At 70.4% G+C, this 20,907-nt stretch carries 19 protein-coding genes; 10 read left to right on the plus strand and 9 right to left on the minus strand.

Features of this window, described 5'->3' with window-relative positions; genetic code table 11:
• Positions 1-42 precede the first annotated feature (42 nt).
• The 3 genes from ACZ5Y9_RS07500 to ACZ5Y9_RS07510 all read left to right on the plus strand — a co-directional run bounded on the left by ACZ5Y9_RS07500 (position 43) and on the right by ACZ5Y9_RS07510 (position 4,927).
• Positions 43-360: a WhiB family transcriptional regulator gene (locus tag ACZ5Y9_RS07500; RefSeq protein ID WP_247622876.1), complete on the plus strand. Its 318-nt coding sequence runs from the start codon at positions 43-45 to the stop codon at positions 358-360.
• 116 nt (positions 361-476) lie between these two features.
• Positions 477-3,548, plus strand: coding sequence for a glycosyltransferase (locus ACZ5Y9_RS07505; protein WP_464472680.1), 3,072 nt, complete (start codon positions 477-479; stop codon positions 3,546-3,548).
• The gene (locus ACZ5Y9_RS07510; RefSeq protein WP_464472681.1) at positions 3,545-4,927 is read left to right on the plus strand and encodes a DUF5719 family protein; all 1,383 of its coding nucleotides are present in this window, start codon (positions 3,545-3,547) and stop codon (positions 4,925-4,927) included. The genes ACZ5Y9_RS07505 and ACZ5Y9_RS07510 overlap by 4 nt, the downstream gene beginning before the upstream one ends.
• A gap of 22 nt (positions 4,928-4,949) precedes the next feature.
• Here the strand turns inward: ACZ5Y9_RS07510 and ACZ5Y9_RS07515 are convergent, their stop codons facing one another.
• The gene (locus tag ACZ5Y9_RS07515) at positions 4,950-5,378 is read right to left on the minus strand and encodes a hypothetical protein (protein ID WP_247622873.1); all 429 of its coding nucleotides are present in this window, start codon (positions 5,376-5,378) and stop codon (positions 4,950-4,952) included.
• 79 nt (positions 5,379-5,457) lie between these two features.
• Here ACZ5Y9_RS07515 and ACZ5Y9_RS07520 point away from each other — a divergent pair, with 79 nt between their 5' ends.
• Positions 5,458-5,664, plus strand: a complete 207-nt coding sequence (locus tag ACZ5Y9_RS07520) for a DUF3499 family protein (RefSeq protein WP_247622872.1) — start codon at positions 5,458-5,460, stop codon at positions 5,662-5,664.
• A gap of 3 nt (positions 5,665-5,667) precedes the next feature.
• Here ACZ5Y9_RS07520 and ACZ5Y9_RS07525 read toward each other — a convergent pair whose 3' ends face one another.
• A complete protein-coding gene (locus ACZ5Y9_RS07525) occupies positions 5,668-6,477 on the minus strand; it encodes an RDD family protein (protein WP_247622871.1) in 810 nt (269 codons plus the stop codon).
• Between the two features lie 16 nt (positions 6,478-6,493).
• Here ACZ5Y9_RS07525 and ACZ5Y9_RS07530 point away from each other — a divergent pair, with 16 nt between their 5' ends.
• The gene (locus ACZ5Y9_RS07530) at positions 6,494-7,486 is read left to right on the plus strand and encodes a stage II sporulation protein M (RefSeq protein WP_247624704.1); all 993 of its coding nucleotides are present in this window, start codon (positions 6,494-6,496) and stop codon (positions 7,484-7,486) included.
• A 9-nt stretch (positions 7,487-7,495) separates the two neighbouring features.
• Here ACZ5Y9_RS07530 and ACZ5Y9_RS07535 read toward each other — a convergent pair whose 3' ends face one another.
• Genes ACZ5Y9_RS07535 through ACZ5Y9_RS07555 form a run of 5 tightly spaced genes read right to left on the minus strand, consistent with a single transcriptional unit; the run spans position 7,496 to position 13,053 of the window.
• Complete coding sequence (locus ACZ5Y9_RS07535; protein WP_247622870.1) at positions 7,496-8,803, minus strand: DUF58 domain-containing protein; 1,308 nt, start codon at positions 8,801-8,803, stop codon at positions 7,496-7,498.
• A complete protein-coding gene (locus ACZ5Y9_RS07540) occupies positions 8,804-9,727 on the minus strand; it encodes an AAA family ATPase (protein WP_247624703.1) in 924 nt (307 codons plus the stop codon). It abuts the gene before it with no gap.
• A 37-nt stretch (positions 9,728-9,764) separates the two neighbouring features.
• On the minus strand, positions 9,765-11,003 hold the full coding sequence (locus ACZ5Y9_RS07545) for a DUF4350 domain-containing protein (protein ID WP_464472682.1): 1,239 nt from the start codon (positions 11,001-11,003) through the stop codon (positions 9,765-9,767).
• The gene (locus ACZ5Y9_RS07550) at positions 11,000-11,641 is read right to left on the minus strand and encodes a DUF4129 domain-containing protein (RefSeq protein WP_464472683.1); all 642 of its coding nucleotides are present in this window, start codon (positions 11,639-11,641) and stop codon (positions 11,000-11,002) included. Before ACZ5Y9_RS07550 ends, ACZ5Y9_RS07545 begins: the two co-directional genes overlap by 4 nt.
• Positions 11,638-13,053, minus strand: coding sequence for a glycerophosphoryl diester phosphodiesterase membrane domain-containing protein (locus ACZ5Y9_RS07555; protein ID WP_464472684.1), 1,416 nt, complete (start codon positions 13,051-13,053; stop codon positions 11,638-11,640). The genes ACZ5Y9_RS07550 and ACZ5Y9_RS07555 overlap by 4 nt, the downstream gene beginning before the upstream one ends.
• 97 nt (positions 13,054-13,150) lie before the next feature.
• On the opposite strand from ACZ5Y9_RS07555, the gene mtrA reads away from it, so the two are divergent.
• From mtrA to hpf, 5 genes are all read left to right on the plus strand, one after another.
• The gene (gene mtrA, locus ACZ5Y9_RS07560; protein WP_247632497.1) at positions 13,151-13,831 is read left to right on the plus strand and encodes an MtrAB system response regulator MtrA; all 681 of its coding nucleotides are present in this window, start codon (positions 13,151-13,153) and stop codon (positions 13,829-13,831) included.
• 7 nt (positions 13,832-13,838) lie between these two features.
• Complete coding sequence (gene mtrB, locus ACZ5Y9_RS07565) at positions 13,839-15,521, plus strand: MtrAB system histidine kinase MtrB (protein ID WP_247622865.1); 1,683 nt, start codon at positions 13,839-13,841, stop codon at positions 15,519-15,521.
• A gap of 11 nt (positions 15,522-15,532) precedes the next feature.
• Positions 15,533-17,242: an LpqB family beta-propeller domain-containing protein gene (locus tag ACZ5Y9_RS07570; protein WP_247622864.1), complete on the plus strand. Its 1,710-nt coding sequence runs from the start codon at positions 15,533-15,535 to the stop codon at positions 17,240-17,242.
• A gap of 99 nt (positions 17,243-17,341) precedes the next feature.
• Entirely contained in the window at positions 17,342-18,016 is a 675-nt protein-coding gene (locus ACZ5Y9_RS07575) for a ComF family protein (protein ID WP_464472685.1), read from the plus strand.
• Positions 18,017-18,110: 94 nt separating this feature from the next.
• The gene (hpf, locus tag ACZ5Y9_RS07580; RefSeq protein WP_404596618.1) at positions 18,111-18,767 is read left to right on the plus strand and encodes a ribosome hibernation-promoting factor, HPF/YfiA family; all 657 of its coding nucleotides are present in this window, start codon (positions 18,111-18,113) and stop codon (positions 18,765-18,767) included.
• Positions 18,768-18,827: 60 nt separating this feature from the next.
• Here hpf and ACZ5Y9_RS07585 read toward each other — a convergent pair whose 3' ends face one another.
• Positions 18,828-20,165: a coiled-coil domain-containing protein gene (locus ACZ5Y9_RS07585; protein WP_464472686.1), complete on the minus strand. Its 1,338-nt coding sequence runs from the start codon at positions 20,163-20,165 to the stop codon at positions 18,828-18,830.
• A 77-nt stretch (positions 20,166-20,242) separates the two neighbouring features.
• Positions 20,243-20,851 carry a helix-turn-helix transcriptional regulator gene (locus ACZ5Y9_RS07590; RefSeq protein ID WP_464472687.1) on the minus strand — a complete coding sequence of 203 codons (609 nt, stop codon included), beginning with the start codon at positions 20,849-20,851 and terminating at the stop codon, positions 20,243-20,245.
• Positions 20,852-20,907 lie beyond the last annotated feature (56 nt).

Here is a 20,907-nt window from a genome sequence, read left to right on the forward strand (position 1 = left end):
ACGGCCCGGCGGGGGGCGAGATATGAGGGGTTGGAGGTCGAGATGACGGGATACCGATCCGACGTTCCGGAGAACTGGTTCGTCGACCCGGTCAACCTCGGTGTACCCGGGGTTCGAAAGGTCGAGGCAGACGACGACAACGCTCTCGCCTGGCAGACCGACGCCCTGTGCTCTCAGACCGATCCCGAGGCGTTCTTCCCGGAGAAGGGCGGCTCGACGCGAGACGCCAAGCGCATCTGCACCTCGTGCGACGTGCGCGGGGAGTGCCTCGAGTACGCGCTCAACAACGACGAGCGGTTCGGTATCTGGGGCGGTCTCTCCGAGCGCGAGCGTCGCAAGCTCAAGCGCCGCGCCAGCTGAACGGCGACGCACCCGCCGGTCGGCGGTCTCCCGGATGGAATCCGACCGGGACCTTCGCGGGCGCGCCGCACCGGCTGCCTTCTCCCGCGTCGCACCGCGCTTAGGCTGACGATGTCATGCCAGCCCGAGTTCACGCCATCATCGTCGCGCGCCCTGGTTCCTCAGCCCGCGCGCAACTGCTCCGCACCCTCGAGGCGCTGAGATCGCAGACCGCACCGGTGGAAGCGGTCACCCTCGTGGTCTGCGGCAACGCCGCATCGGCTCGTACCAGCGAGGCCGTCGCGCAGACGGTCGAGGGGATCGTCGAGGCCCGGCACTCCACCTCGTTCGCCGAGGCCGTCGAACTCGCGCGTCCCCGGGTCGCCGAGAACAGCGCCGTATGGCTCCTCGCACACGACACCGCGCCGCACCCTCGGGCCCTGGAGCGCCTCGTCGGGATGCTCGAGCGTTCGCCGTCGGCCGCGATCGCGGCACCGAAGCTGGTCGCCACCGACAACGATCGTGAGATCGTCTCCCTCGGCGTCAGCATGACGAGCCTCGGCCGTTCGGTCGAGCTCTCGGCGGGTGAGCTCGACCAGGGGCAGCACGACGGTCTCGATGAGGCGCTCGCGGCCGACATCCGCGGCATGCTGATCCGCAGCGAGGTGCGCGATGCGCTCCGCCCGGACCCGGCGCTCGCCGGAGCCGATGAGGGCCTCGATCTGGGCGTGCGCGCTCGTCTCGGCGGCGGACGCGTCGTCCTCGCCCCGACCGCGCGGATCTCGGTCTCGCCCGACGGCCCGGCATCGCTCCCTCGCGGCCGCTCCCGGCGTGCCTATGTGACCCGCCTCGCCCAGCTGCATCGCCGCCTCGCCTATGCGCCGGCGATCGCCGTGCCGCTGCACTGGATCGCGCTCCTGCCCCTCGCGCTGTGGCGCTCGATCGCGCACCTCGTCGGCAAGCGCCCCGAGGAAGTCTTCCCCGAGTTCGGTGCCGCCGTGGTGGCGATGCTCCGATTCGGAGCGCTCGCCCGTTCGCGTGCCGCCATCCGATCCTTCCGCACCTCGTCGTGGGCCAGCATCTCGCCCCTGCGCGTCACGGGCTCGCAGCTCCGCCGTCGTCTCGACGACGGCCACGGCAGCGAAGGCGGCGCCGTCAGCGAACTGCACTTCTTCGGCGGCGGTGGCGCGTGGGCCGTGCTGGCCGCCCTCGCCGTGAGCGTCGCGTCGTTCACCTCTCTTCTCGCCTGGCCCTCGCTCGGCGGCGGAGCTCTCCTGCCGCTCCGGCAGACCGTCGCGGGACTCTGGCAGGACGCGGCGTGGGGAGTCCGGGGGCTCGGCCTCGACGTCGTCGGTCCGGCCGATCCCTTCGCCGGTGTGGTCGCCGTCCTCGGCTCGCTCTGGCCGGGATCGCCGTCCTTCGCCCTCGTGCTCCTGTGGGTGCTCGCGCTGCCGCTCGCCGTCCTCGGCGGTTGGTTCGCCGCGACGCGGGTGACGGATCGCGCGGGGCTCCGCATCTTCGCGGGAGTCGGATGGGCTCTGGCGCCGACGTTCCTCACCGCGCTCGTCGACGGCCGCCCAACCGGCGTTCTCGTGCATCTCCTCCTGCCCTGGCTGTTCCATGCGGCGGTCGTCGCCCATCGATCGTGGGGAGCGGCGGGGGCGGCATCGCTGGTGTTCGCCGCCGTGGCCGCATGCTCGCCGTCACTCGTCCCCGCACTTCTCGTGCTCTGGGTCGTCGGGCTCGGGATCACTCTGGGTACGGCCCAGTTCCGTGGCGCCGTTCGCCTGCTCTGGACCCCGATCCCGGCTCTCGTGCTCTTCGCGCCGCTCGCGTACGCGCACCTCGTCGACGGATCGCTCGTCGCACTCCTGGCCGATCCCGGGGCGATCTGGGCCGGCCCGCAGGCGGCGGCGGATGCCGCAGGGCGCCTCGCCCTCGCGACGGGATATCCCACCGCGGATGCCGCAGGGTGGGCGGCTTTCCAGATCGCGCCGCTCGGCGCCTGGGCGGCCGTGTTCAGCGCGCCTCTCGCCCTGCTCGCGCTCGGTGCGGCCGTCGCGCCGCGCTGGCGTACGGGTATCACCCTGCTCGTCGTCTCGCTCGCCGGCTTCGCGACGGCGTTCCTGGCCGTGGGCGTCACGGTCAGTTTCGCGCAGGGCACGCCGGTCGCCATCTGGCCGGGTGCCGGGCTCTCGCTCGCGTGGATCGGCATCGTCGGTGGCGCAGTCGTCACCCTCGACACCGCTGTCACGTTGCCGCGACTGCGCACGGCCGTCACCGGCATAGCCGCGATTGCTCTGGTGGTCGGAGCGGTGCCGGCCCTCACGGCTCTCCATCTCGACGCATCCGCTCTGCGCAACGGGCCCGATTCGACGCTTCCCGCGTACGTCGCTGCGCAGGCCTCCGGGGATCAGCCGATCAGCACGCTCGTCCTCACGCCGCAGAACGACGGCGGACTCGCCGCCGAGGTGGTCTGGGGCGCGAGTGAGACCCTGGGTGCGCAGACCACGATCCTCTCGACAGCGGAGCAGCCGCGAGGGACCGACATCGCCGCCCTCTCGGTCGACCTGCTCTCGGCGCGCGATTTCGATGCGCCGGGGGAGCTCGCCGCCCACGGGATCAGCTACGTGCTCGTCGCGCAGGTGCCGGGCGATGAGGCCGACCAGGCTCGTTCGATGCGGACGTCGGCGATCACCGCGATCGATCAGCGCGCCGGGTTCGTGCACGCCGGCACCACGGATCGCGGCGTTCTCTGGAGGGTCGACACCGATATCGCCGCACCGGCGACTCTCACGAACGAGCAGGAGCATCAGGCGCGACTCGTCGTCACTCTGCAGTTGATCTTCCTGTTCGCCGCTCTACTCCTCGCTCTGCCCACCCGTACGTCGCGACGCGCGGCGCGTGCGCAATCCCGCATCGTCGGGCGTGCGCCCGAGGAGCCACTCGTCCTCCCACGGCATCGCGAGGAGCTCGCGGAAGCCTCGATCGTCGAACCGGGCGGAGTGGACGAACTCGCCGAGGCCGCGATCGTCGGCGAGACGCCCGCGGATGCACTCGAGGAGGCCGTCGCACCGGACGGCGAGACCTCGAGGAACGACGTGGAATCACGCGGAGAGGCCGTTGACGCGCCGACAGGAGATGCTGCCGTCGACGATGACGCCGCCGATTCCTCCGGAGACCCCGAGACCGAGGAGAAGCAGCGATGAGCCGTACGCGAGTCTTCCGAGTGGTCGCCACCGGTGCGCGCGTCACCGTCGGAGCCGCCGTCGCGATCGCCTGCGTCGCCGGCGTCGTCACCGCGATCCACGCGCCGTGGCCCGAGGTCGCACATGACCCCGCGCAGGTGGAGGTCACGCCGCTTCCCGGAGCGCCGATGCTCGTGTGCAACGGCGACTTCCGCGCGATCGGTCGAGACTCCTCCGATCCGTTGAGCATGCGCTCGGCGGGGTCCCCATCGGTGACCGTGGACGGCACCGGTGGAGCTCCGGCCTCGGCCCCGATCGCCGCGCCCGATCTCATCGGTGGCGGCGAGGTCGACCGATTCACCGGAGAGGTCGTCGACCGGAGCGCGCCCCTCATCGCCGCGACCGAGTCGATCTCGGTCTCGGCGACGGATCTGGCGGGCTTCGCCGCCCTGCCCTGCGGGGAGAGCAGGTTGGAATCCTGGCTGGTCGGCGGAAGCGTCGCCACCGGGACCAAGGACATCGTGACCCTCACCAACGCGGCGGCGGTGACGTCCACCGTGACCCTCTCGACGTACGGGGATTCGCGGAGCAACCGCACCGTGATCGTCCCGGCGATGACGCAGGTCGCCCTTCCGCTCAGCTCGATCGCGGCGGGCAACACGACACCCGTGGTCGAGGTCACGGCCGAGGGGGCTCCTGTGAGGGCGGTTCTGCAGTCCTCCTTCGTGCGCACGCTCGACCCGGCCGGCATCGACCTGCAGGAAGCGGTTGCCGGGCCGCAGCGGCATCCGGTGATCGTCGGCGTGCAGTCGTTCGACGGCGACGGGGACAACGCCGACATGACGGTGCTCCGGCTGCTTTCGGCCGGTGCGGACGGGCGAGCCGTCGTCACGGTGCGCGCGGTCGGTTCACCCGAGGTCGTCGAGGAGTTCACGGTGGATCTCGCGGCCGACACCCCGGCGGAGGCGTCGCTCAGCGCCCTCGCGCCTGGGTCGTACTCGGTGTCGATCGAAGCCGACGCCCCGGTGGTCGCGGGTGTCCGTCAGCAGAACGGATTCGGCAAGGGCGCGGACTTCTCGTGGATGACACCGGCGCCGGAGATCGGCACGGACGCCCTCTTCGCGGTGCCGAACGGACCCCAGCCCGCGCTTTACCTCATCAACGAAGACGGTGCCGATGCGACCGTCACCCTCGAGAACCTCAGCAGCGGGAACTCCCGCGAGGTCGTCGTGCCCGCCGGCAGTTCGGTGGCGGCGACACTCAACGGCGATACGGTCTATCGGCTCAGCACCTCTGACGCCGTGCGCGCGGCGATGAGCATGTCCGGTGCCGGAGCGCTCGCGACGTGGCCTCTGCAGCCGAGCGCGGGCGCGGAGAAGAGCATCACGGTCTACCCCTAGACACGGGGACGATGCGCTCCGGTCAGTGGTCGTGGCCGAGATCCCACGGCTCGCGGCCGACGTACTCCGCCGCTGCCCGGAAGACGGCGCTCTCGATCGCCATCCGTCGGTGCGCGTTGTCGTCGTGGCCGGGAGGGAGAAGACGCTCGATGGGCAGGCGGAAGAGCACGATGCGTGCGTGCTCGCGATCGAGGTACCAGCGCGGCACCTCGTCACCCGCCTCGAATCCGGGCATCGCACCGATCTCGAATCGCACGTCCTGCAGCTCCGGCCACGTGCCGCGGAGGAACTCGACGGCGGTTCCCACCGAGAGGTCGAACCGGTCGAGGCGTCCGTCCAGCGGAGCCAGGGGAGGCCGCACGACCTCGCTGCGGCCGAGACGGCCGTGGCGTCCGTGCCGCGCGCCTCGCCGGGGCGTCTCGGGGGTGCGGGTGGCGCGTCGACGGGGCATGACGAAAGTCTAGGCCGTGTGCGGCATCGGACGGCGCGGCATCCGTCCTGGACGCGCACCGGACCGTAGCCTGGCACGGATGGACGGACGACTCTGCTCGAAGGTGGGCTGCGCGCGCGAAGCGGTGGCCACACTCACGTACGACTACGGCGACCAGATGGCCGCGCTCGGTCCGCTCGGACTCGAGCGTCACCCGCACGCTCACGACCTGTGCGCCCAGCACGCCGACCGGTTGTCGGTGCCCGCAGGGTGGATCGTCGTGCGCCACGAGGCGCTGCGCGCCTGAGCGTCAGACCCCGACGCGGCGCCCCGAGAGCCGCTCGGCGCGGGCATCCGAGGCGATGAGTGCGCGTCGCTCCCGCTCGCGACGAATCACCGTGATCGCGACCAGGGCACGCTCCGGCGAAGCCTGCGGCAGGGGGGAGACGAAGGCGGATGCCTCGGCGAGCAGCTCGTTCGCGACGCGCGCGCGTGCCCCGGGAACGAGCTGGTGCGCCGAGGCGAGGAAGTGCGAGATGCGCCGCGCGAGACGGTCGGGCAGACGCGCGACGTCGGCGATCTGCGACCAGCCGAGGAGCTCACCGGGCATCACCGGAACGCTCTGGGCAAGCTTTGGCGTGCGCACGCGCTGGCTGTAGGTGCCCGCCACGAGATCTCCCAGGCGCTGGGACCGTGCGGTGAGGGCGCCTGAGAGGACGGCGAGGCCGCCGAAGGTCATGTAGATCTCGAGCACGCCGAGAAGCGCGCGGATGAAGGCGTGACGGAATCCCGTCGCGCCGCCGTCGATCCGGACGATGCGCCCGCCGACGGCCAGCTTGCCGAGGCTGCGGCCCTTCGTCAGCATCTCCATGCTCAGGGGGAGCATGAGGAAGCTCACCGCGAGAGAAGCGATGGTCGCGATCCGATCGGTCGCCTCGGTGAGAACACCGGCATCGAGCAGCCAGACGCGGAGGAACAGCCACAGGATGAAGACCCCGTAGCCGAGCAGCATGTCGATGAGCGCACCGAGAGAACGCATGAGGAACCCGACCGGCTGGACGTCGATGGCGACGGCTTCCCCGGACAGCATCTCGTCGGTCGTATCGATCGGCACGGACATGAGTACAGTAAATCAGGTGGATGCCGATGCGTTGACCGATGCACGCCGCGCCGAGTGGGCGCGGCTGGATGAGCTCAGCCGCGCCTCGCTGGACGGGGCGGCAGTCGACGAACTCATCGTGCGCTATCGCGCCGCGTCAGCGGATCTCGCCGAGCTCAAGACGTCGGTCGGCGACTCGCCGCAGGGTAACTACCTTTCGACGATCCTCGTTCGCGCTCGCATGCGACTCACGGGTGCTTCGGACAGCGTCCTGACGCAGGCTGCGCGATTCTTCGCTCGGCAGTTCCCCGCGGCGCTCTACCGTCTGCGGTGGCTCACATTGGCGATCGCCGTCGTGTTCCTCGCGATCGCGATCGGAACCGCCGCCTGGATCGCGAGTGACCCGGCGCTCGTGGCGACGCTCGGCCCACCCGCTGCTCTCGAGCAGTACGCAGACGAGAGCTTCACCGGCTACTACACAGAGAATCCCGCCGCGGTGTTCATGGGCATGGTGTGGTCGAACAACGCGTGGCTGGCAATGCTCTGCGTCATCTTCGGGGTGACCGGCATCTACCCCGTGTACATGATCGTCACGAACGCTATGGCGATCGGAAAAGCCGGCGCGATCATGGCCGCCTACGACAAGGCCGACATCATGGTGCTGTACGTCCTGCCGCACGGGATGCTGGAGATGACGTGCCTGTTCGTCGCGGCTGCCGGCGGGCTACGACTGTTTTGGTCGTGGGTGGCACCGGGGCACCGATCACGCTCGGAATCGCTCGCGCAGGAGGGCAGAGCTCTCGCAACGGTTTCGCTCGGCCTCGTTTTCGCGATGTTCCTCGCCGGCCTCGTCGAGGGCTTCGTGACCGGGTGGGCTCTGCCCTGGCCGCTCAAGATCGGCATCGGCGCGGCGGCGCTGGCCGTGTTCCTGATTTACATGCTCGTCGTCGGCGGACGCGCCTATCGCCGCGGCGAGACGGGTGATCTCGTCGAGTACGAGGCGGGCACCCCACGACTTCTCGCGGGGTGACCGGAGCGCTCAGAGCCGGCCTGCAGCCTTGAGCTCGAGATAGCGGTCGGCGATCCGCGGCGGGAGATCCTCGGGGTCAGCGGAGATCGCTTCGCCGCCCGCTCGGCGGATCGCGTCCGCCACGTTCTCGGCGTCGCGCAGAGTGCGCTCGGCGGCCGCGGCGAGGTAGACCTCCTCGCGCGAACCGCGCTGCTGCGCCAGCTCGACGATCGACTCGTCGGTGACGGAGCCCACGAGGATCGACGTCGCCCGCGAGGCATCCGGAAAAGCGCCGAGGAAGCCTCGCGCCGATTCCGCGGCGTCCTGCGCGGTGAGTACGACGATCAGCGAGGGGCGAGTCGTCAGCGTGCGCACGGCTGCGAACGCGCCGTGCCAGTCGGTGTCGACGAGGCGCGCGTGCACCGGGGCCATGGCGTCGGTCAGCGCGGGCAGGAGAGCATTGCCCTCGACACCGGTCACCCGTGCCCGGACGACACGGTCGTACATCAGCAGGTGCACGTGGTCGCCCGCGCGCGCCGCGAGAGCCGCGAGCAGGAGGGCGGCCTCGAGCGCGGCATCCGCTCGTGTTCCGTCGCCCACGCGGGCGGCCGCGGTGCGTCCGGTGTCGATGATGATGACGACGTGCCGATCGCGCTCCGGCCGCCAGGTGCGCAGCATGGTGGTCCCGGCGCGGGCAGTTGCCCGCCAGTCGATCGATCGCACGTCGTCGCCGCGCACGTACTCGCGCAGCGAGTCGAACTCGGTGCCCTGACCGCGCACCTGGATGCTCGTGTTGCCGTCGAGCTCGCGCAGCCGGGCGAGACGCGAGGGGAGGTGCTTGCGGGACGAGAAGGCGGGGAGCACTCGGATCGCTCCCCGCACGCGGTGGACGGCTTGCCGTCCGGCGAGACCGAGGGGGCCGCGCGAGCGGATCACGACGAACTCGCTCACCAGTTCGCCGCGGCGACGGGGGAGGAGCGGGATGTCGACCCGACGGCGCTCACCGCTCGGGATGTCGAGGGTCTGCCGTGCGGTTCCCGCGCCCGCCGTCGGTTGCCAGGCGTCGCGGAGAAGCGCGTGCAGTTCGCGGGACCCGTGATTGTGCACGGCGACGCTGACCGGCACCGCCTCGCCCAGCCGTGCACGAGCGGGCACGCGCCGGGTCACGGTCACCGACCGCGGACTCGCGCTGAAGACGACGTCGATGACGACCAGCACCACGCAGAGGCCCAGCCACGCGCCGAGCACCGCGTACGGCGGAAAACCCGCGAGCCCGGCGATGACCAGCGGCACGACGCCCGCAGCCACGGCGAGCGCGAGGCGACCCGTGACGAACACTTAGATCGGTACCCGGGTCTGCTGCACCACGGAGGTCAGCACGGCATCCGCCGAGACGCCCTCCATCTGCGCGTCCGGGCGCAACTGCAGACGGTGGCGCCAGACCGGTACGAGCATCGTCTGCACGTGATCGGGCGTGACCGCCGTCGAGCCGTTGAGCCAGGCCCAGGCCTTCGCCGCCGCGAGGAGGCCCGTCGAGGCGCGCGGGCTGGCCCCGAGCTCGACCGATGGGGACTGCCGCGTGGCGCGGGCGAGGTCGACGACGTAGGCGAGGACGTCGTCCGTCACCTCGACGCGTCCCGCGGCGGCCTGCGCTGCGCGGATCTCGTCGGCGGTGACGACGGCTTCGACGCCGGTGAGCTCGCGTGGCGAGAAGCCGGAGGCGTGCTTGCGCAGCACGGCCACCTCGGCGTCGCGCTCGGGCATCCCGACCACGAGCTTCATGAGGAAGCGGTCGAGTTGAGCCTCGGGAAGCGAGTACGTGCCCTCGTGCTCGATGGGGTTCTGGGTCGCCGCGACGAGGAACGGGTCGGGGAGGGCGCGGCTCGTGCCGTCGGCCGACACCTGGCGCTCCTCCATCGCCTCGAGGAGCGCCGCCTGCGTCTTCGGGGGCGTGCGGTTGATCTCGTCGGCCAGCAGGATGTTCGTGAACACCGGGCCGGCGCGGAAGTCGAACTCTCCCGTCCGCGCGTCGTACACGAGCGATCCGGTCACGTCGCCGGGCATGAGGTCGGGAGTGAACTGCACGCGCTTGGTGTCGAGGCCGAGGGCCCGGGCGAACGAGCGCACGACCAGGGTCTTCGCGACGCCCGGGACGCCCTCGAGCAGCACGTGTCCCCGGGCGAGCAGAGAGACCAGCAGGCCGGTCACCGTGCCGGCCTGTCCGACCACGGCCTTGTCGACCTCGCTGCGCACGCGGTGCATCGCCCCGCGCAGGGCCGTGTCATCGGCGGGATTGTACTCAGCGGTCACGGGTGTCCTCGGCTTCCGTCGTGGATGGAGTGTGTGCGGATGGTGCGTCCGTCGCGCGGGCGGTTCGATGCGTCTTCTCGACGGCCTCTTCGAGGTCGGCGAGGCGCCGAGCGAGCTCGACGAGTGCGGCGTCGTCGGTGGGCAGCGGGCCGGCGAGGAGCGCCTGGAGCGTGCCCCGGGGAATGCGCAGACGATCGGATGCCGCATCGGCGACCTCGTCGGATGTCGCGCGTGCCGTCAGCCCGAGTCGCCGGGCCAGGCGCCGCTGCGCGCCGTCGCGGATCGCGAGCGCTGCGTGCGGGGCATCCGCCGCCTTCGCCGTCAGACGTGCGCGACCGTGCATCGTCTCGGAAGCGCGGACCGTGACCGGCAGCGTCTCGGCGACCAGCGGACCGAACCGTCTGCCGCGCCACAGGGCGGCCGCAGCCCCGGACAGCATCAGCAGGATGATCGCCGGGGTGACCCACGGTGGCGTCAGAGTGCCCAGAGTGTCGGGAGACGTCGCCTCGAGGTCGGAATCGCCGAGCGAGGGGACGTACCAGACCACGCGATCGGTCTGGCCGAGCAGGGCGAGCGCGAGCGCGGCGTTGCCGTTCTCGGCTAGATAGGCGTTGCTGAACAAGCGGGAGCCGTCGACGATCGAGGTGCGTCGACCATCACTGTCGTCGATGAGCACGGCCGCGCCCTCTTCGTCGCCGAAGCACCACTCCACGCCGGAGTGAGGAGTCATCAGTCGATCGGGTTCGATCGTGCCGACCTCGGCGAACTCCCCGGCGGTGCACTGCGCGTCGACCTCGGCGAGCGGCGCCGAGGAGTAGGCACCGAGATCGAGTTCGTCGAGCAGATGAGCTCCCACCGAGAGGAAGACGACACGGTCGGCTGGCCCCATCAGCTCGGCGAGGCCATCATCGCTGAGTGTGTACGGATTGGTCATGACGAGCGTCGTGCTCTCGTCCAGAGCGTCACGCGCCTCGACGTGCGAGCGATACACGTCGACCTCGACCCCCTGGTCCCGCAGGATCTCGGCGAGCGCCAGCGCGCCCGCATCTCCACGGCCCTCGGGGTCGAGTGAACGGCGCTCGCTCGGGGCGGTCGCGGCGATCTGGAGCCCCACCCACGCCACGCCGACGACGAGCGCGGCGACGATCACCCAACCGATGATCGAGCGCAGGCGTCTCGTCGGTTCCGCGGTGGTGGGAGGGGTGATCCGCTCCTCGGTGACGGTCATGCGGTCACCACTGCCGGCCTGCGGGACCGCAGGCGCTCGTCGGTGGCGGCCAGGGCGGCGTAGGACTCGGGCGTCGCGGGGTGGCGCAGATAGCGGACGTCGTCGAACGCTGTCGCGGCGCTGCGCATCGGTGCCGACTCGTCGGGGAAGACCGCGCTGACCTCTCGGGCGATGGCCTGGGCGGTGGCGCCCGGGGCAGGGTCGATGATGTCGCGCTCGAGGAGGTCACGGGCGATCGCGCGGAACCTCAGGACGGTGGCGGCATCCCAGTCCTCGGCACGGGCGCTGCGTTCCGCCTCGGCGCGCAACTGGGCCGCCGAGCGGTCGTCATCGACACCGAGGAGGTCGGTGCGGGCCCGGGCGACGGAGCGGGAGCGTCGCGGGCGCCCCCAGACGATCAGAGCGACGATCAGCGCGGCACCGATCAGGATGCAGACGATGACGAGGGCGGAGGGACCGACGGCTGCGCCGTTGTCGGAGCTGAAGAGGCTGTCGATGAATCGGCCGATGTCCCGCGCGAGGTAGTCGAACCACGAGGGCTCGGCATCGGCGTAGCGCGGATTGCTCAACTCTTCTTCGGCCCAGCGGCGTGCGTCGTCGCCGTCCGGGACGAACAGGTCGTCGAACGGTCGGATCATGCCCGGGGGTCACCGTCGCCCGGAGCGGTCCACGGTGCCGCCGCGGGCGGTGCCGCCGCGGGTGGTGTCGCGGGAGCGGGCGGTGCGCTGTACGCCGGGGGTGCGGGCGGTGCGGTGTACACGGGGGGAGTGGGCGGGGCGCCGTAGGCCTGCGGTGCGGGCGCGTACCCGTACTGCGGGGGCTGCGGCGGGGAGGAGGGCTGCGCTGGCTGCTGCGCGTATCCGTACGGTCCGGGATACCCGGGCTGTTGCGGCGCACCCGTGGGTGCCGGGTACGCGTACGACTGCGAGAGGAGGACGTAGTCGGGGACGGCCTTGGGCGGGGGTGCGCTCGAGACGGCCCGCGCCGGGTCGACCGCGTAGGGGTCCCCGAGCTGCTCCTCGGTCCACCCCATGTCGCTGCGCTCCACGTAGGAGACGAGAGTCTGGTCGAGCCCCTCGTACCGCATGCGGGAGTCGAGGTAGATGAGAGCCGCGCTCGTGCTCTGCACGACCAGAGTGATCGCCTGGAGCACGAGGGTGAGGATCTGCGGTGCGAGGAGCAGGAGGATCATGCCGATGATCGCGCTGGGCTCGGGGTCGCCGGTGGGCACGAGCACCGTGCCGAACATCTGGGCGAACAGCTGCGCGGGCACGGCCACCACGTTCATCGCGATGCCCATGATGAAGCTGATGAGGAAGCTCACACCGAAGGCGACCCAGAAACGGCCGCGGATCAGCCGCCACGAGCGCACGATCGCGTCCTTGAGCCGCGCGCGCTCGAACACCAGGATCGAGGGCACGAGCATCAGCTTGGTGCTGAGCCAGACGTAGAGGGGGATGCAGGCGAGGAAGAAGACGACCACGACCAGCACGATGAGGCCGACCGTCTCGGGGGAGGCTCCCATCCCGCCCGCGATGCCACCGGCGATGATCCCGAACAGGATGAGCGCGACCACGATGATGAGGCCGAACACGGCGACGATGACGAGCGCGGAGTATGCGACGAGACGCCAGAAGGCCGGAGTCATCCGATGCCACAGCATTCGCAGCGTGGCCTTCTTGCCGATCGTGGCGTAGCTGACGTCGGCGGCGATCACGCCCTGCATGATCGCCGTGACGGCGACCGAAGCGAGACCGACCAGGATGCCGGCGATGATGTTGATCGCGATGGTTCCGGCAGCGATCGCCTCGAAGTCAGGGCTCGCGGTCGACACGGTCTCGAGTCGGGAGAAGGTCGTGAAGAGGACGAGCCCCATCGCGAGCGCCGCGAGGATGAGGACGGCGAGCTGGAGGATGACGGCGAAGCCGAACAGAACCTTGGGGTTGTGCCGCAGCGCGGCGAACGCCTTCCCGAGCAGCATTCCGAACGTCATCGGATGCAGGGGGATGATGCCCTTCTTCCGGGCAGGGGTCCAGGTCTGGGCGCTCACAGCACTTCCCTCCGTCGTGCGCCTCCATCGTGCCATATCCCCGGTGTTGGCGCGCAGACCTGGGGAACGTGAGACCGAGTGCCATAAGGTAACAGTTATGACCTCACGCATCCTTGTGGTCGATGACGACACCGCGCTCGCCGAGATGATCGGCATCGTGCTGCGCACCGAAGGATTCGAGCCCGTGTTCTGCGCCGACGGAGCACGTGCCGTCGACGAGTGGCGCGCACAGCGCCCGGACCTCGTCCTCCTCGATCTGATGCTCCCTGGCATGGATGGGATCGAGATCTGCACGCGCATCCGCGCCGAGTCCGGTGTGCCCGTCATCATGCTCACGGCTCGCACCGACACCGCTGACGTCGTTCGGGGTCTCGAGGTGGGCGCAGACGACTACATGGTCAAGCCGTTCAACCCGAAGGAATTGGTCGCCCGCATCCGCACGCGGCTCCGTCCCGTGCCGCAGACGACCAGCGAGCAGCTCCGCGTCGGCGATCTGACCGTCGACGTCGATGCGCACGAGGTGCGCCGCGGCACGGACCCGATCGCCCTCACCCCTCTCGAGTTCCAGCTGCTCGTCGCTCTCGCCTCCAAGCCACAGCAGGTGTTCTCCCGCGAGATGCTGCTCGAGCAGGTCTGGGGCTACCACTACAAGGCCGACACGCGTCTCGTGAACGTGCACGTGCAGCGACTGCGCGCGAAGGTCGAGCTCGACCCTGACAACCCGCGGATCGTGATGACGGTCCGCGGAGTCGGCTATCGCGCCGGGAGCGCTGTCTGACACGCCCATGGCCGTGACGACAGCCACCACCACGGCGGTCGCCGTCCTGCGCGATTGGCGCGGCTGGCCGACGGTTCTGGGATCCCTGTGGCGCAGATCGCTGCGGTTCCGCACCCTTGCGGTGACCCTGCTCGCGACCTCCCTCGCGATCCTCATCACCTGCGTCACCATGGCGCTCGTGATCCAGAACGACCTCTTCGTCTCGCGCAAGAACCAAGCGCTCGAAGACGCCCGACGCGCGGTCGACGTCGCCCAGAGCACGCTCGACGTCGCCGAGGTCGGAGACGACCCGGCAGCCCTCGCCGACCTGTGGAACACGATCCAGGCCGGATTCGCGCAGAACTCGAACGCCGATCAGCTCACCGGCATCCGGATCGACGCCGATGCGAACGGCGTCCGCCTCAACGGCTTCACGGCCGGACTCAGCGCGAGCCTGCTCAGCGACGGCCTCCGCGCACGCGTCGTGGAATTCGACGACCGCCAGGCCTGGCAGTCGGTCGCCCTCCCCGTCGAAGGCGGGGGAGAGGTGCCGGGCATCATCGTCGGGCAGCAGGTCGTCGTACCCGAGGCGGGCCCCTTCGAGATCTATTTCGCATACGACCTCTCGGATGCCGATCAGACCCTCGTGTTCGTGCAGCGGACGCTCTGGATCGCGGGGATCGGTCTGGTCGCGATCGTCGCGGCCATCTCGTGGATCGTCCTGCGCACGGTCTCGACGCCGATCATCCAGGCGGCGGAGACGAGTGCGCGACTCGCCTCGGGCGATCTGGCCGTGCGCCTGGAAGTGCACGGTGAGGACGAACTCGCGACGCTGGGCCGCTCGTTCAATGCCATGGCCGACAGCATCGAGGCGCAGATCAAGGAGCTCGGGGAGCTGTCGATGGTGCAGCAGCGGTTCGTGTCCGACGTCTCGCACGAGCTTCGCACGCCGCTGACGACGATCCGTCTCGCCGCCGACATGCTCAACGACCAGCGTGCGGACTTCGACCCGGTCACGGCGCGGGCGGCCGAGCTCATGCACGCCCAGGTGCAGCGCTTCGAGACATTGCTGTCGGACCTCCTCGAGATCAGCCGATACGACGCAGGGTCGGTGCAGCTCGAGCTGGAGGCGACGAGTCTCGCGCACGTCGCCGAGGACGTCATCGAGCAGATGCGTCCTCTCGCCGACGGTCACGGCACGGAGCTGCGGCTCGTCGCTCCGGGGGGATATTCCCCGGTCGACATGGATCCGCGTCGGGTGCGCCGCGTGCTCCGCAACCTCATCGGCAACGCGATCGAACACGGCGAGGGGCGTCCTATCGTCGTCACCGTCGACAGCAACCAGCACGCGGTCGCCGCCGGGGTGCGCGACTTCGGGTTGGGGATGGACCCGACCGATGCCGAACGCGTGTTCGACCGGTTCTGGCGCGCCGATCCGTCGCGTCAGCGCACCATCGGGGGCACCGGACTCGGGCTGTCGATCGCGCTCGGCGATGCCACGCTCCACGGGGGCACCCTGTCGGTGTGGTCGGAGCTCGGCGCCGGCACCAACTTCGTGCTCACCCTTCCTCGCCACGGCACGACGCTCGACGGGCCGAGCCCTGTTTCCGTCGAACCCCAGGACTCCCTCGCCGAACTCGGCGATGCCACGCAGCCTCTCTCGCTCACGGACGTGCGACGCGAGATGCTCGACGGGGGTGAGGCCCCGTGAGTACTGCACGGATGAGGAACCTCCTGCGGGGCATCGCGCTCGCCGCAGCGAGCCTGGTGCTGCTCACCGCGTGCACCGGTCTGCCGACTTCCGGTGACGTGAACGTGGGCCTGGAGCTGGGCGAGTCGCCCGACGACGCGGACTTCCTCCCTCTCGCCTCCGGCCCCGCGCCGGGCGCGGGCCCCCGGGAGATCGTCGAGGGCTTCATGGAGGCGGCGATCACGCCGGCCGAGAACTGGGAGATCGCCCGCCGGTTCCTCACTCCCGACATGCAGCGGTCCTGGCGCCCCAGCACGGGTGTGGCCGTCGACGCCTCCGCCACGGACCGGGCCGTATCCTCCTCGGTGCTCGACGAGGACGTCGACGACGCGGATGCCGCAGACGTGCAGGTGCAGCTCGACCAGGTGGCGAGCGTCGACTCCTCCGGGGAGTACTCCTCGGCGGCGGGGCCGGCGAACCTCGCGTTCGCCCTGGAGCGCACCGATGCGGGGGAGTGGCGCATCTCGCAGGCGCCCGATGGCATCGTCATCGATGAAGAGCGCTTCTCGACGGTGTTCGAGGGGTATCCCCTCCAGTACTTCGACCGCACCTGGTCGCGACTCGTGCCGGATGTGCGCTGGTTCCCGCGTCGCACGAGCATCGCGACGACCGTGGTGCAGGCTCTGATCAGCGGGTCGCCGAGTTCGTGGCTCGAGCCCGCCGTGCAGACGGCCTTCCCCGCCGATGTGCAGCTCGCGCAGGATGCCGTGCCGATCAACGCCAATCAGGTGGCGGAAGTCGCCCTGACCCGCCCGGCCGCGGCTCTCGAGACGCAGACGCTCGCCCGGATGCGCACGCAACTGCAGGAGACCCTGCGCGCATCGGGGGTGCACGTGTCGCAGGTGCGGTTCACGGTCGACGGTCGCACGCTCGACGCGGGGGTCGTGAACGTCGTCGTGCCCCCGCAGGAATCCGGGCCGCTCGTGCTCACCGACAGCGCATTCGGCACCATCGTGGGAGACGAGGTCTCCCCGATCGACGGACTCAGCGACGAGATCCTGAGCATCCCGGAGCCGATCGCCGCGATCGACGTCGCGGCGGACGACGGGATGGCGGCGGTCCAGCTCGTCGATGGACGCGCGTATCTGGTCGGCGACGGCCGACTCGATGAACCCGATGTGCGGGGCGGTCTCATCGCTCCGTCGCTCGATCCGTACGGCTACACCTGGACGGTGCCGACGGCGAGTCCCACCGACGTGCTCGTCTGGGGCAGCGACCGGATGTCGCATCCCGTGGCGAACGCGTGGCCCGACGCCTCGGCCGTGCTGCAGATGCGGGTATCGGCGGACGGCTCGAGGATCGCCGCGGTGATCGAGGTGGGCAGTCAGCGCTGGGTCGTCGTCGCCGCGGTCGTGCGTGATGAGAGCGGTCTTCCGACCGAGCTGGGACCGATGAAGCAGCAGACCCGTGTCGACGGCGACGTGCAGGGACTGGTCTGGGTCGGCGACTACCGCCTGGCGGTGCTGGCGGACTCGCCGAGTCCCGACCTGCTCACCCAGGTGGTCGGCGGGACCGCGACGGTCGAATCCGCCCCGACAGGCGCGACCGCGCTCTCCGGCGCCAGGACCGTATCGGGCGTGCGGGTGCTGTCGACAGACGGCGCCCTCCTCGCGCACGCAGGATCGGCGTGGCGAGAGGTCGCGACCGGCGTACGCGTGCTGGCCACGCGCGCGGGGCAGTGACGCCCCTCTCTTCCTGCACCGGCGTGGGACAGCCCTGTCCTGTTCCGAAACGTGGGCGTCCGGGAGGACGATCCGCCGTAGGCGCGTGAAGATCGACGGATGCCTGCGATCTCGAACCTCGCATCCCTCGGGGATGAACTGCTCGCCTTCCTCCTCGCCGCATCGTGTGCGGGCTGCAGTGCAGGGGGGACGGTGCTCTGCGCAGGGTGCCGTGCCGAGCTGCGCCCCGCGCCCCGGACGGTGCGCACCCCGGGCGGACTCGAGGTGCGGGCGGCTCTGGATTTCACGGGTGTCGCCGCACGGTGCATCCGGCGGCTGAAAGGCGAGGGCGAGACTCTGCTCGCGGCCCCGCTCGGCGCCGCGCTCGCCGGGGTGCTGGCGCCGCTGGTGGCGGACGTGCGTCATGTCGTGCCGGTGCCTACGTCGGGGTCGGCCTTCCGGAGACGGGGCTATCGGGTGCCGGAGCTGCTGCTGCGCAGAGCCGGTGCTGCTCCGGCCTCGTTGCTGCGGGCAGTCGCACGTCGGGCGGATCAGCGCGGCCTCGATGCCCGGGCGCGAGCCGCGAACGTCCGGCGCAGCATGACCGCCCGTCGGCGTGGCGGCGGTGCTCCCGTGCTGGTGGTGGACGATGTCGTGACCACCGGGGCGACGCTCGACGAGGCCGCGCGAGCGCTCACCGAGGCCGGCTATAAGGTCGTCGGTGCCGTCGCGCTCGCCGCCACGCCGCGTCACGGGAGACTCATCGGAGACTCTTCCACGACACGGAGGAAGTGACCCGTGACATCCGCTCCCAAGCGGACTAGCGTGGGGGGTCACAAGGCGACCACGGTCCGCCCTTGGCCGGGAGGACCGGGACAAGGAGGCAGCAATGGAAACGAGCATCGTTGGCGTCGGAGTGGGTATCACCGATCGCTTCCGAACCGTTGTCGAAGAGAAGATCGCCAGGATCCAGACATTCGCGGCTCGCGCGCAACGACTGGATGTGAAGGTCACCCACCGGGTCTACCGCAACGGTCAGGTGCCGGAGGAGACCGTCGAGCTCACGCTGGTGAGCAAGGGCCCGGTCGTCCGTGCCGAGGCGACCGACGGCGACAAGTTCGTCGCACTCGACCTCGCGGTCGACAAGATGGCCGAGCAGTTGCGCCGTGCCAAGGAGAAGCGAGTCGATGGGCGGCAGCACCCCCGCGGCGCGCACTTCGAGAAGGGCAGCGGCGCCCTCGAGGGGATCGATGTCGAGCCGGCATCCGTCGACGTCCTGCGGGCCGTGGCCACCGGCAACATCCCGGTGCAGAACGACGAGGAGGAGGCCTACTCGCCCGTCGTCATCCGCACGAAGAACTTCGATGCCGAGTGGATGACGGTCGAAGAGGCCGTCGACCGGATGGAACTGGTCGGACACGACTTCTTCCTGTTCGTCGACGCTCGTACCGATCACCCGAGCGTGGTCTACCGCCGCAAGGGCTGGGACTACGGTGTCATCGCGTTGAGCGCGCAGGCCCCGCCTGCTGAGGCTCTCGCCTCCTGATAGCACGGAAGCGGCCCGGCCCCGAGAGGGGACCGGGCCGCTTTTCTCGTGCGCGGAGCGTCAGTCGAAGATGCCGTCGAGGAGACTGCCGATGACGAGGCCGCCGAGGATGCCGGAGGCGATGTCGCCGCCCCCTCCGCGTCGGCCGCCGCCGCCCCAACCGCCGCCGCCCCATCCGCCGTCGCCGCCCCAGCCCTGATCCTGCGGGCGGGAGGAGTCGATATCGCGCTGAGCGAGCTGGAGCGCCTCGGACGCGAGGTGCGCCACGCGTCGCGCGACGAGGAGCGCCTGCTCGCGCGTTTCTTCGGCGGGCAGGAGGTCGTTCAGATCCACCCGCAGCCGCTCGGATTCGGCAAGGCGCGTGCGGGCGTCGGCGCCGATCCACCCGCGGTGGCCGGAGATCAGACCGCGGGCGACTCCGAGCTGGCGGTCGGCGTCATCGATGGCGTGCTGCACCTGGGCGACAGAGGGGAGCGGGTTGGCGGCACGGTGCTCGGCGGTCACGATCGCCTCGTCGAGGCCGGTGTTCGCGTCGCGCAGGCGAGAGAGTTCGGCGAACGGATCGTTCGGAGTTCCCGAGGGGGTGAGAGCGCTCAGCGCTTCCTGGAGGGCGGAGACCGCGGCGGCGACCGCGGGAACCTGCGGTGCGTTGCGCGCGGCGATCAGGTCGCCGCGTGAGTCGGCGATGACCTCGGCCAGAGTGGACTCCGCGCGCAGCGCTTCGATCTCGAAATCCTCGACGGCGTCGAGCAGGGTGGCGGCGCGTCGGGTCGCCTCGGTGGCGGTCTCGAGCGCGAGATTCGCCTCCTCGTTCTGCTTGGCGGCGCGGCGACGCTCCGAGACCGATGCCCCGTGCACAGCGAAGGCGATGAGCTGCTCGGCCTCGCGCGCGCTCGCGGTGATCTGCGTCATCGCCGAGGGGGCGTAGCGGGAGGAAAGACGCTCGATCGTGGCGGTCGTCGCCGGGATGCGCGCACTGAGAGTCTCGGCATCCGCCCGCACCTTGGCGATCACCTCGGGTGCCCGCCGCACCTTCGCGACCGACTCGGCGAGGACGGTGGTCTTCTCGTCGAGGAGATCCTGCGCCCAGTCGCACAGTTGGATGATGCGCGCGTTGCGCGTGCGCAACTCCTCCGGGGTGTCGGGGATCTCGTCGTGGTTGAGCTGGTGCAACTGGAACGCTTCGCGCAGGTGGGTGCGGACGGCGGCGAGTGCCTTCTTCAGATCGCCGGTCAGGGATTCCCCGAGCTCGGCTTCGGCGAACGCCAGCTCGTCGGATGTCGATCGGATCCGCTCATCGGCGGAGACGAGTGCCTGCTCCGCCCGGCGTGCGAGATCTGCGTCCTGGACCGCGAGGGCTTCCTGTTCGCGTTTGCGTCTGCCCCAGATACCTGCCATGACCCGATCCTACTTTCCACGGACGAGCGGATGCCTGTGCATCCGCTCCAGGCGAACGCGGGTTTCGCGGCAGTGCCTCAGATCAGCACCGCGTCGCCGGTGCTCTTCGACGGGCGACCGCGCTTGGGGCGCTCCTGCGTGAGGCCGAGGGCGAGGGCGTGCCGGGGGTGCGCCGCGAGCCGCTCCTCGAGATGGGTGAGCCAGCGATCCTCCGCCTCCGCCGCGAAGATCAGGGAGTCCATGACGAGCGAGCGGGCGAGCTGCTCGGCGTCGTCCGCATCCCCGATGCTCGTCGCCTCCGCGCGCAGGCGGACCAGGTTCCCCCGCGTCTCGGCGCGCTGCGCCCGGATGGCCGCACGCGCGTCGACGCCGGGCAGTGTGGCCGCCACGGCCAGCTTGATCGCGACCTCGTCGCGGACGGCGGTCGTGCGGACGACGGGGGAGGAGAGCCATCGGGCGACCTCGGCCGATCCGTCGGCGGTGATCTGCCAGTAGATGTGCCCCTGGGCATCCGCATCGAGTCTCGTGACGAGCCCGTCCCGCTCGAGCCGTTCGAGCGTGTTGTAGATCTGACCGACGTTGAGCGGCCAGCGCGACCCCGTGCGTCGATCGAACTCGTGCCGCAGCTGGTAGCCGTAGCACGGCCCCTGGTCGAGGATCGCGAGCAGACTCTGCCGAACGGACATCGTCACCTCCTGAAGTGTTTCCCAGCATATGCATACCTGGAAAACCGTGGGAGCGC

It is taken from the genome of Microbacterium sp. T3-8, assembly GCF_055398145.1.

Coding starts and splice junctions, on each gene's coding strand:
- mtrA (WP_247632497.1), top strand. CDS start 13,151: ATGACCTCACGCATCCTTGTGGTCGATGACGACACCGCGCTCGCCGAG.
- mtrB (WP_247622865.1), top strand. CDS start 13,839: ATGGCCGTGACGACAGCCACCACCACGGCGGTCGCCGTCCTGCGCGAT.
- ACZ5Y9_RS07525 (WP_247622871.1), bottom strand. CDS start 6,477: ATGTCCGTGCCGATCGATACGACCGACGAGATGCTGTCCGGGGAAGCC.
- ACZ5Y9_RS07575 (WP_464472685.1), top strand. CDS start 17,342: ATGCCTGCGATCTCGAACCTCGCATCCCTCGGGGATGAACTGCTCGCC.
- ACZ5Y9_RS07500 (WP_247622876.1), top strand. CDS start 43: ATGACGGGATACCGATCCGACGTTCCGGAGAACTGGTTCGTCGACCCG.
- ACZ5Y9_RS07515 (WP_247622873.1), bottom strand. CDS start 5,378: ATGCCCCGTCGACGCGCCACCCGCACCCCCGAGACGCCCCGGCGAGGC.
- ACZ5Y9_RS07540 (WP_247624703.1), bottom strand. CDS start 9,727: ATGCACCGCGTGCGCAGCGAGGTCGACAAGGCCGTGGTCGGACAGGCC.
- ACZ5Y9_RS07590 (WP_464472687.1), bottom strand. CDS start 20,851: ATGTCCGTTCGGCAGAGTCTGCTCGCGATCCTCGACCAGGGGCCGTGC.
- ACZ5Y9_RS07520 (WP_247622872.1), top strand. CDS start 5,458: ATGGACGGACGACTCTGCTCGAAGGTGGGCTGCGCGCGCGAAGCGGTG.
- ACZ5Y9_RS07545 (WP_464472682.1), bottom strand. CDS start 11,003: ATGACCGTCACCGAGGAGCGGATCACCCCTCCCACCACCGCGGAACCG.
- ACZ5Y9_RS07505 (WP_464472680.1), top strand. CDS start 477: ATGCCAGCCCGAGTTCACGCCATCATCGTCGCGCGCCCTGGTTCCTCA.
- ACZ5Y9_RS07585 (WP_464472686.1), bottom strand. CDS start 20,165: ATGGCAGGTATCTGGGGCAGACGCAAACGCGAACAGGAAGCCCTCGCG.
- ACZ5Y9_RS07570 (WP_247622864.1), top strand. CDS start 15,533: ATGAGGAACCTCCTGCGGGGCATCGCGCTCGCCGCAGCGAGCCTGGTG.
- ACZ5Y9_RS07510 (WP_464472681.1), top strand. CDS start 3,545: ATGAGCCGTACGCGAGTCTTCCGAGTGGTCGCCACCGGTGCGCGCGTC.
- ACZ5Y9_RS07550 (WP_464472683.1), bottom strand. CDS start 11,641: ATGATCCGACCGTTCGACGACCTGTTCGTCCCGGACGGCGACGACGCA.
- hpf (WP_404596618.1), top strand. CDS start 18,111: ATGGAAACGAGCATCGTTGGCGTCGGAGTGGGTATCACCGATCGCTTC.